This window comes from Roseibium aggregatum IAM 12614 (assembly GCF_000168975.1).
Classification (GTDB): Bacteria; Pseudomonadota; Alphaproteobacteria; order Rhizobiales; family Stappiaceae; genus Roseibium; species Roseibium aggregatum.
This window is the reverse complement of the sequence record NZ_AAUW01000042.1, coordinates 1-9,088: the sequence shown is the minus strand read 5'-3', so window position 1 is coordinate 9,088 and position 9,088 is coordinate 1. Positions and strand designations below refer to the sequence as shown.

Here is a 9,088-nt window from a genome sequence, read left to right as displayed (position 1 = left end):
GTGCGACGAACGTCAGCTTTTGAGCTTCGCTTGCTACCAGTCGAACGTCCTACTTGGGGGCGCTTACTAGACTACGTCCGGCTCCTCGTGCTCGAACGAGGTGAAGACGTTAGACGTGTCGAACGCGTCCGAACGAGCGCCTACATCGCGTGGCACGACTTGAGCCTGAAATCGTGCCATGACGCGACCACAGGCGAGTCCGCTGGTGGGATCGTTGATGAAGAGCTGCAACGTGCAAGGATCGCGGCGGTCTTCGAACCAGCGATGACCGCTGCCGTCAATCTGCACCGGCTCGCCGACACATTCCCGGCGCAGCCACGGCAAATGAAACCGTCGGCCCTATTTGCGGGAGAGCCACAGGCGGTCTTCGATCATCCGCTGTTTTGCGTTCCGTTCCTGCCGGGGCCGGCAAGGGAGCGTCTTTCGTTGTCCCGATCCAGATGAAGCGAAAAGCCGCTCGCGTTCTCCTCGCCAAGCTCGGAACGGAGCTGCATGCTGGGGATCAGATAATCGCCGGCATTTTGCGGGCGGTAGGGGATCGGCGGTATCGAAAACAGCGATTGCATTCTTTCCCGCAGGCGCTCTGCCACCGGCTCGAACTTGCATTCGTCGAACCGGTCCGCTCGATAAATTACAAATGGCGGCAGGACTTCATACCCCGGATAGTAAAGGATGCCGTGATTGATCGGAAACAGAAGATCGTCGATCGGTCCGTTTATTCCGCGAGGGCCGTAGTGCTCCTCCCACCCACCAGCGGTCACGATCAACATGGCGCGCTTGCCTGCCAGCGTACCCTCCCCATAGCGGTCGCCCCATCGCCTGTCGCTGTGTTCGCCGACGCCATAAGCGAAACCGTAAGCGAACACACGGTCTACCCATCCCTTCAAGATTGCCGGCATGGAAAACCACCAGAGAGGAAACTGAAGAATAAGGGCATCGGCCCAAAGGAGTTTTTCGATCTCGACCCTGACATCCTCGGTGAGGGTCCCGGCTTCAAAATCCTTTTTGGATGCGGCAGTCGCAACGAGACGTTCCTCCGTGGCCAGAGAGGGAAAATCAGCTCGGTCGACTTGTGATTTCCATCCCTCGGCATACAGGTCCGACACCTGCACATCATGTCCCTGTGCTGTCAGCGCCTTTGTTGCGACATCGCGGAGCGCTGCGTTCAGTGAACGAGGTTCGGGATGCGCGTAAACAATCAAGATTTTCATAGGGTTTTCTCCGGCTTTGGAAACGTGAACCAATAGATAGCCAAAGGGAGACTGATCCGGTACAAGTGGCGAACGAATAACATTGTGCCGAAAAATGGATAAATCAGAGATCTCGCTCGAACGTATGCGCACCTTCGTGCGCGTCGCCGAGCGAGGCAATCTTTCGGCTGTCGCTCGCGAACTGGGCGTTGGCCAATCTACGGTGACGCGCCATGTGCAGGAGCTAGAGGATGCCGTTGGCGTACCCTTGCTCAGCAGGACCACCCGACGCGTTACACTGACTGAAGAAGGCGGCGGCTATTATACCAACTGCGTCCAGATCCTGCGGCTGACGGATCGTTCTGTAGAGGAAGCCCGGACCTCGCGTTCTGCGTTAGCCGGCTCGATCCGTATCTCCTGCACCGCGGCTTTGGGGGTCTTGCAGATCAGCAAGTCAATCTTCGCATTTCAGGATCTCCATCCGGATGTCGCCATCGATCTCAGCCTGACCGACGAGCGTATCGACCTCGTTCAAGAGGGGGTCGATATGGCGTTCCGCCTCGGTCCGCTCACCGACAGTTCCATGAAACTGCGTGCCCTTGGTGAATCCCGACGCCTGCTCGTTGCGTCCCCGGACTATCTTGCCAGGCATGGGAGACCGACTGTTCCGCAAGAGCTGGTCGGCCACAAGGCTATCCGTATGTCGAACGTCGCCGGAAGCGACGTTCTTGACTTGCAGGGAAGTGATGGCAGTCGTCATTCCGTGTCTTTTGATGGGAATTTTCGCGTCGACCATGGTCTCGGTGCGCGCGAGGCACTCATCGCCGGGCGGGGCATCGCTCCCGCGCATCATTGGCTTGTCGACGACCTGTTGAGACAGGGCAGGCTTGAGACAGTCCTACCGGACTATTCGCCGCCCTCCGTGCCGTTAAGTCTTCTAATTGTCCCGGAGCGTTCGGGCATCGCCAGGGTTCGATTGCTGGTCGAATTCCTTTCTGTCCGGGTTTCGGCCATGCCTGGGATTCAATAAGGTGACCGCCTTACGGCGGCAACTCATTGTGAACTATTGCGGAAAAGCCGGCGGATTGCGTACATACCAGGGCCCGTGCCACAGACGCTGATTGGGACAAGGGAAAACGAAGTGCCTTTGATACAGTAACTCTTCAAAGTGCAAGCGAAGTCAAAGTCCCGTACTCGACATATCCCCGCTGCAAGTCCGCCATCAGGCCGTCCTTCGCAGCAAACTATCTTGTTGCCGGTGCAGAGCTACTCGAGCCCTTTATGCCGCATCACCAGCCCAAGTTTGTATTCGCGGCTGAACTTCCTTCGTTGCATTCCATCGCTCCAGTTTCATGGCAAACACCTTAACTCGGTGTCCGTGAAACCCGCAGCAGGCCATTGATACCGAAACTGCGCAAAGCCTTAGAGGCTCAACGGCAGAATCAGTTCTACGTGAATATGATCTCAGCTGACGAAATCGCATCGCGATCACTTTGCGCAGAACGTGACTTGGCGGTAGCAGTGCCGGAGGAGATTGACGAACCGATCGTTTCAATTGAGTTACTGTGTCGCCAGCCGCTCTTGACCATGCCACGCGATATTGAGCCACATTTTTCCTAGACAGTGCGAATGAGCCATTTGTTTCCCTGCGGGCAATTGACTACTCATAACCAGTTGGCTATCAATTAATAATAACCGAGGAGTTATTGTTAATGGACCATCCCGCAGATCACATATTCAGAACGCTGGCCGATCCTACGCGACGACGGCTCTTCGAGCATCTTTGCATTGAGGGTGAGCAGACAGTTGTGGCGTTGACGAAACGCGCAGGTGTCTCGCAACCCGCAGTCTCGAAGCATCTGGCCATCCTGAAGAAATGTGGATTGGTCAGTGGACAGATTGCGGGGCGAGAAACCCGATACTCCGCCCAGACGAAGGCTCTTGTTCCGCTGGTCGACTGGACACGACGCATGAGCGGGTTCTGGGAAAGTAAACTCGACAGTTTGGAAGACCTTCTGGGAAAGATGGATCAATGACGGACGTGACGGGAGAGACCCGAACCGTGGTCAAGGAACGCCAGCTCAAACACCCACCAGGAAAGGTCTGGCGCGCATTGACACAGAAGCACCTGATCGAGGAGTGGCTGATGGCATGTGATTTCAAGGCCGAGCCTGGACACGAGTTCGAATTGCAAGCGAGTTGGGGACGAGTTTCCTGCAAGGTCCTGGCGGCCGAACCGCAAAAGATCCTGTCGTACTCCTGGAAGAGCCAAGGCCTGGAGAGCGTCGTGACATGGACGCTGAAAAAAACCGAGACCGGAACGCTTCTACGCATGGAGCAAACGGGATTTGGTCAAGACCAGGAACAAGCGTTTCGTGGCGCAACGACCGGATGGAATGTTTTCCTCGATAGGCTCAATCAGGTTCTATCGAGCCAAGACTGACCCAAATTCAATCGGAGTGTCACAATGACCATCTTTTTATGGGTCTTGCAGAGTCTGTTGGCCGTTCACACTGCGATTGGAGCAGGTTGGAAGCTGTTCAACTCCGAACAATCCGTGCCGACGCTCGGTGCGATTCCGAATGGCGTCTGGTTGGGCCTGATCCCGTTGGAGCTTATCTTTGCGGTTTGTTTAATTCTCCCAGCAATCACTCCATCCTATGGTTTCCTGGTGCCCTTTGCGGCCTTGGGCATCGCTATAGAAATGCTTCTATTTTCCGGTGTTCACCTCGCTTCCGGCATAGAAGGCAACACGCAGGTCCTTTACTGGCTCGGTGTGGCCTCAGTTTGCGCGATTGTCGCTCTCGGTCGATGGTTTGTAGCACCGCTCTGAATGTTTTCGGGGCATGCATCTCCAAAGGAACAACAGGCAATGGCTATGATCACGGATCCTGAAGATTTTTTCACCAAGGGTTGCGGCCGATGCGCGCGCTTCGGCACGCCTGACTGTGCTTCCCAACTATGGAGTTATGGTCTCAGGAGATTGCGTCGTATATGCCTCGACATGGGACTGGAAGAGACGGTGAAATGGGCTCATCCCACCTATTTGCACAAAGGGCGCAATATCGCGATCCTCGGGGCATTCCGGAGCGACTTCCGGCTGAGCTTCATGAACCCTGGCCTCCTGAATGACGCAGAAGGTGTACTTGAACCACAGGGGCCGAACAGCCGGGTGCCAGGAGCGCTCCGCTTCACCGACGTGGCACAGATTAGCGAGATGGAGCCGGTGATCCGGGACTTTCTCCGACAATTGATGGAACACGCCGAGGTGGGTACCAAACCGCCGAAGGTACTGGTTGAGATCCAGATGCCGGATGAGTTGGTCGAGGCGCTGGACACCGATCCGGAACTGGCCGAAGCGTTTCATGGGCTGACCCCGGGCCGGCAAAGAAGTTATTTGTTCAACCTCAACCAGGCAAAGCAATCTGCGACCCGAGTGGCCCGTATTGAGAAATTCCGTGACAAGATTATTGCAGGTAAGGGGGCAATGGAGCGCTGATTGTTGCTACAAGGCAGCAATAGATCAAGTGTCGGAATCTATCTCGAGCCGGTCTTCCAACGGGCGGAGGCGCTTCATCTCCGACGGCATCAACCCCGCGTATTTCTTCCGCCAGTTGTAATAGGTCGCCTGGCTGCTCCCTGCCTCACGGCGGATCTACAGGCCACTTTGCAATTTGCCGGGCCTTTGATGGCCCGGCAATCTAAACGTTTCCCGGTTTTTCCGGTACGCATGGCGCACTCAATTCCCAAGTGCTTATTCGTAGCGATCATGTCGGCGCACCCAGTCCATGCCCCGGTTCTCGTTGCGCCCTTTCGGCGTCAGGTCGAGCATTGCATAGGTGCCCATCATGACCTCCACACCGCGTCCGTATGTCGAGTAGGTACGAAAGACTTCGCCGGCGTCGTTCTTGAAGAAGACGCTGACGCCTGGCCATTCCTCGCCCGTCATGTTCCAGCCGCCGAAATTGTAGTCGATGTGCCCGCTGCCGACCTCCTCAGGGGTGAAACTGACCCGGAAATCATAGTTGAAGTCGCTGCCGAAGGACGAGACCCATCCGAACGTCCAACCCATGCGCTTGCGGTACCGCTCGATCTCGGCAAGTGTTGCGCGCGAGACGGCAATCATGGTCACGTCATGGTTGGCAAGATGCAGGTTCATGCCGTCGGTGTGGTCGGCCATGAAAGAACAGCTAGGGCAGCCTTCCTTCCATCCCGGCGCAAACATGAAATGCTGCACCACGAGCTGAGATCGGTCGTCGAAGAGACCGGCAAGTGAGCGCGGGCCGTCAATTGTGTCGAAGACGTAGTCCTTCTCGATGCGTTCCCACGGCAAGGCGAGGCGCTCGCTGGCGACCCTGTCACGCAGGTGTGTCAGTTCCTTTTCCTTTTGCAGCAAATCTCGCCGGGCGGCGAGCCAGTCGTCATGTGAAACAACAGCGTATTGCATGATCATTCTCCTTCGGTTTGGGTGGAGGGGATATCGAAGTGCCGCGAGCGGGCGGACATCAGCCTAAGCCAGGGCGGCAGGTGGAATACGCCCATCAGGACGTACATCAAGGTCATATCGTTCACAGGCAGCAAGCCTGGAACGGATGAGCAGACCTCCCAGCCCTGCGCTCCGGTTGCTGAAATCCATGCCATTGAGGCAAAGGTTGGCGCCGCGGCAAGCTGAAGCCATCCTGCTGTGCTGCGGCGGTTCCCAGAAGGTGCTGGTGTCTTCCCTGTTGCTGCAAACATCGTCATTATCGGTCCTCCGTATGGTCCGGCGTTTGCGACCATTGCCCGGTGAGCAAAGACATAGATGCGGAGACGGGGCGGGTGAGAGTTACAAGTTTGGCGGGATATCCATGGACATGCTGATCGCCGCGGCAGCGCGCGCCCTTTCGTCCGGAGATCCCCTGGCGGTATTGAAACGGGTGGCACTGCGCAACGACGCGCCGGCATTGGCCTTGCGCGGCCTTGCCATGGCCCAGATCGGTGATCTTGCGCGTGCCAGAGAGCTTTTAAAGGATGCGGCGCGCGCCTTCGGGTCGAATGAGCCGATGGCGCGTGCACGCTGCATGGTTGCCGAAGCCGAGATCGCTTTTGTCTCCCGCGACCTCGGCCGATCCTTTCAAACGCTCGGCGCGGCACGGGCGACGCTCGAAGCTGGCGGTGATCAGGTGAATGCTGCACATGCCGGCTATCTCGAAGCCCGCCAGCTTCTGCTCATCGGTCGGCTCGAAGATGCCCTGGAGACACTCGACAGCATTGACACCGACGTCTTGCCGCCTGCGTCTCGAGCCGGCTGCGGTCTTGTGATGGCCGGCATAGCCATGCGGCATATCCGGACAGGAGCTGCAAGAGCTGCGCTCGAGCAAGCAGCGCGTGCTGCTCAGGATGCCGGCATTCCCTCCCTCGAGGTCGAGGTGGAAAAGGCGAGGCATGCGCTGGAGGCACCGGCCGCCCGCCTTGTTTCTCGCGACGGGCAACACTTGCTGCAGCTTGACGAGGTCGAGGTTCTGCTCGCTTCCGATGTGTTCATAGTAGATAAATGCCGAAATGCTGTGCGGGTTGGGGAGAAGATGATCTCACTCGACCGCCGCCCTGTCTTGGTTGCTCTAGCCCGCGCGTTCGCAGAGGCCTGGCCGGATGATGTTTCGCGCGAAAACCTTCTCATGCACGCATTCGGGGCAAAGCATGTGGACGACTCGCACCGAGCGAGGCTGCGTGTCGAAATCTCCCGCCTTCGCAAGGTCATCAAACCCGTCGCCGCAGTAAAGGCAACGAGCTTGGGCTTTGCTCTCAAGCCGTACAATGCTCGCCAGGTCGCCGTGCTGGCGCCGCCGGTCGAAAGCGACCATCCGGAGGTGCTGGCCCTGCTCGTGGACGGCGAGGCCTGGTCGAGTTCTGCCCTGGCGATGGCGCTCGGCGTAAGTTCGCGCTCGGTTCAAAGGAAGCTTGAAGACCTTGCCCTTGCCGGGAAGGTCCGATCCTTTGGACGCGGGCGGGCCTGCCGCTGGATCCTATCGAGCGTCCCGGGTTTCCCGACAAGTTTGTTACTCCCCCTTGCGATCACCACCGGTTAGGATCGCCACATGAAACACAGAACAGCTCAGATCATCCGCGAGTTCGGCCCCTTCCCCGGCATCGATGACATTGCCGGGGTCAGCTTTGATCGCGAGCGGGTCTGGTTCGCGTCCGGAGACAGGCTAAATGCTCTTGATCCGGAAAGTGGAGAGATTACGGGATCGATCGCCACCGCGGCCGATGCCGGCACCGCCTTTGATGGAACTCATCTGTTCCAGATTGCCGAAGACGCAATCAACAAGATCGACCCCAAAACAGGAAAAGTGCTGGCCACGATACCGGCCCCCGGCGACGGGGGGCATTCGGGATTGGCTTGGGCCGAGGGATTCCTTTGGGTTGGACAGCATCGCGGCCGCAGGATCCACCAGGTGGATCCAGAAAGTGGCAAGGTTCATCGTACAATTGAATCGGATCGCTTCGTCACCGGCGTCACATGGGTAGATGGCGAGCTTTGGCACGGCACCTGGCAGGACGGTGAAAGCGATATCCGGCACATCGATGCCGCGACAGGCGACGTGCTGGAGTGTTTGCAAATGCCATCGGGTTCCGGCGTTTCGGGACTTGAATCCGATGGCGGTGATCGTTTTTTCTGCGGCAGCGGAGGTGCCGGAAAATTGCTGGTCGTTCGACGGCCGGGGTCAGACCTTGAATGAACTGTTCTGCAAAAGACGCACGCTGGTAAGGTAATGCCGCCAAGAGTATCGCCCAGGATTGCAAAATACGTTGACGCTTTGCCATTGGAGTCTGGACTACAGGTCCTAGAAATCGGTTGCGGCCCTGGAGTGGCGGCGCGGGAGATTTCGAGGCGGATTGGTGACGGGAAAATCGTAGCGATCGACCGGTCGGAGAAAGCAATCAAACAGGCTTTGGCGGCCTCGGTTACAGACCTCTTGTCCGGTCGCCTCGAATTTCGAAACGTTGCCATCGAAGAATTTGAACTGGAGCAGGGAGAGGATCGGTTCGATCTTGCTTTCGCCATGCGCGTGGGCGCCCTCGATGGCCGCCACCCGAATGCGGGAAAGCGCGCGATGAAGCGATTGAAGGCGGCGCTAAAACCGGACGGGTTGCTCTTCATCGATGCGGCAGGGCCGATCAAAGGTGAAGATATTTTGATCTGAAGACATCCTATCGTTGGCAGTCAACTCCGATAAGATTTAGAGACCAAACATCACTTGAAATACAATGCACTTCAATCTTACGCCATAAGCTCAGATTTAGCTTCAACGTCACCGAAGTTGGGAACTGATGTGCTACCCGATTTATCTCGTGGAGTTGCCGATCCGTTTTTGATCTGAGGGCTGATCGTCTCCCACTTCAACTCGGAATCCTTCGGTTGATTGGTGTGTCTCCCCTCCCATTAGAGACTTCAATCTTGCCGCGTTGCCAGAAAGGCGGTGGCTTCCTTCAGCATTTTTTCGGGGTTTTCTCCATGCCATGCTGACTGAGACATGTCCGGCAAGCGGTGTGCGATGCCCTTGTGGCAATCGATGCAGGTTTTTTCACCGGTGAACAGGAACCGCTGGTGCGCTTCCGAGGCTCTTCCGCTTTGACGGGTGATGTCCATGGAATCGGCGGAATGGCAGTTGCGGCATTCCAGCGAATTGTTGGCCTTGAGCCGGGCCCATTCGTGCTGGGCCAGTTCGAGCCGGTGTTCCAGAAACTTTTCCCGCGTATTGATTGTCCCGAAGATCTTGCCCCAGACCTCCTTTGAGGCCTGCATCTTGCGGGCGATCTTGTCGGTCCATTCATGGGGGACGTGACAATCCGGGCAGGTGGCTCTCACCCCTGACCGGTTGGAATAGTGGATTGTCGTTTTCAGTTCGGCAAAG

At 57.2% G+C, this 9,088-nt stretch carries 12 protein-coding genes and 2 pseudogenes; 8 read left to right on the top strand and 6 right to left on the bottom strand.

All coding sequences use genetic code 11. The features are described from left to right. Window positions 1–195: 195 nt before the first annotated feature. Both SIAM614_RS33270 and SIAM614_RS30200 read right to left on the bottom strand, forming a co-directional pair. Window positions 196–375: pseudogene (locus SIAM614_RS33270) on the bottom strand (ISNCY family transposase); the annotation flags it as partial. After that, entirely contained in the window at window positions 372–1,211 is an 840-nt protein-coding gene (locus SIAM614_RS30200; protein WP_006940560.1) for an NAD(P)H-dependent oxidoreductase, read from the bottom strand. The pseudogene SIAM614_RS33270 and the gene SIAM614_RS30200, both read right to left, overlap by 4 nt. Window positions 1,212–1,305: 94 nt before the next feature. Here SIAM614_RS30200 and SIAM614_RS30195 point away from each other — a divergent pair, with 94 nt between their 5' ends. From SIAM614_RS30195 to SIAM614_RS30175, 5 genes are all read left to right on the top strand, one after another. Then, window positions 1,306–2,220, top strand: a complete 915-nt coding sequence (locus SIAM614_RS30195; RefSeq protein ID WP_040441565.1) for a LysR family transcriptional regulator — start codon at window positions 1,306–1,308, stop codon at window positions 2,218–2,220. A gap of 682 nt (window positions 2,221–2,902) precedes the next feature. Beyond that, the gene (locus SIAM614_RS30190; protein ID WP_006940555.1) at window positions 2,903–3,226 is read left to right on the top strand and encodes an ArsR/SmtB family transcription factor; all 324 of its coding nucleotides are present in this window, start codon (window positions 2,903–2,905) and stop codon (window positions 3,224–3,226) included. After that, window positions 3,223–3,633 carry an SRPBCC family protein gene (locus tag SIAM614_RS30185; protein ID WP_006940554.1) on the top strand — a complete coding sequence of 137 codons (411 nt, stop codon included), beginning with the start codon at window positions 3,223–3,225 and terminating at the stop codon, window positions 3,631–3,633. The genes SIAM614_RS30190 and SIAM614_RS30185 overlap by 4 nt, the downstream gene beginning before the upstream one ends. 24 nt (window positions 3,634–3,657) lie before the next feature. Next, window positions 3,658–4,023, top strand: a complete 366-nt coding sequence (locus tag SIAM614_RS30180; RefSeq protein WP_006940553.1) for a hypothetical protein — start codon at window positions 3,658–3,660, stop codon at window positions 4,021–4,023. A gap of 45 nt (window positions 4,024–4,068) precedes the next feature. Beyond that, on the top strand, window positions 4,069–4,689 hold the full coding sequence (locus tag SIAM614_RS30175; protein WP_040441571.1) for a YdeI/OmpD-associated family protein: 621 nt from the start codon (window positions 4,069–4,071) through the stop codon (window positions 4,687–4,689). Between the two features lie 51 nt (window positions 4,690–4,740). Here the strand turns inward: SIAM614_RS30175 and SIAM614_RS33490 are convergent. From SIAM614_RS33490 to SIAM614_RS30165, 3 genes and pseudogenes are all read right to left on the bottom strand, one after another. Next, window positions 4,741–4,845 (bottom strand): annotated as a pseudogene (locus SIAM614_RS33490) (transposase); the annotation flags it as partial. Window positions 4,846–4,944: 99 nt separating this feature from the next. Then, the gene (locus SIAM614_RS30170) at window positions 4,945–5,637 is read right to left on the bottom strand and encodes a DUF899 domain-containing protein (protein ID WP_040441563.1); all 693 of its coding nucleotides are present in this window, start codon (window positions 5,635–5,637) and stop codon (window positions 4,945–4,947) included. 2 nt (window positions 5,638–5,639) lie between these two features. Further along, on the bottom strand, window positions 5,640–5,933 hold the full coding sequence (locus tag SIAM614_RS30165; protein ID WP_050789541.1) for a hypothetical protein: 294 nt from the start codon (window positions 5,931–5,933) through the stop codon (window positions 5,640–5,642). A 104-nt stretch (window positions 5,934–6,037) separates the two neighbouring features. Between SIAM614_RS30165 and SIAM614_RS30160 the strand changes: the two genes are divergently transcribed. The 3 genes from SIAM614_RS30160 to SIAM614_RS30150 are packed head-to-tail and all read left to right on the top strand — an operon-like array spanning window position 6,038 to window position 8,377. Then, window positions 6,038–7,258, top strand: coding sequence for a helix-turn-helix domain-containing protein (locus SIAM614_RS30160; protein ID WP_006940549.1), 1,221 nt, complete (start codon window positions 6,038–6,040; stop codon window positions 7,256–7,258). 9 nt (window positions 7,259–7,267) lie between these two features. After that, on the top strand, window positions 7,268–7,912 hold the full coding sequence (locus SIAM614_RS30155) for an NHL repeat-containing protein (RefSeq protein ID WP_006940548.1): 645 nt from the start codon (window positions 7,268–7,270) through the stop codon (window positions 7,910–7,912). A 33-nt stretch (window positions 7,913–7,945) separates the two neighbouring features. After that, window positions 7,946–8,377, top strand: coding sequence for a class I SAM-dependent methyltransferase (locus SIAM614_RS30150; protein ID WP_040441561.1), 432 nt, complete (start codon window positions 7,946–7,948; stop codon window positions 8,375–8,377). A gap of 248 nt (window positions 8,378–8,625) precedes the next feature. Here the strand turns inward: SIAM614_RS30150 and SIAM614_RS30145 are convergent. Continuing rightward, on the bottom strand, window positions 8,626–9,088 hold a 463-nt coding region (locus SIAM614_RS30145; RefSeq protein ID WP_006940546.1), incomplete at its 5' end, for a NapC/NirT family cytochrome c.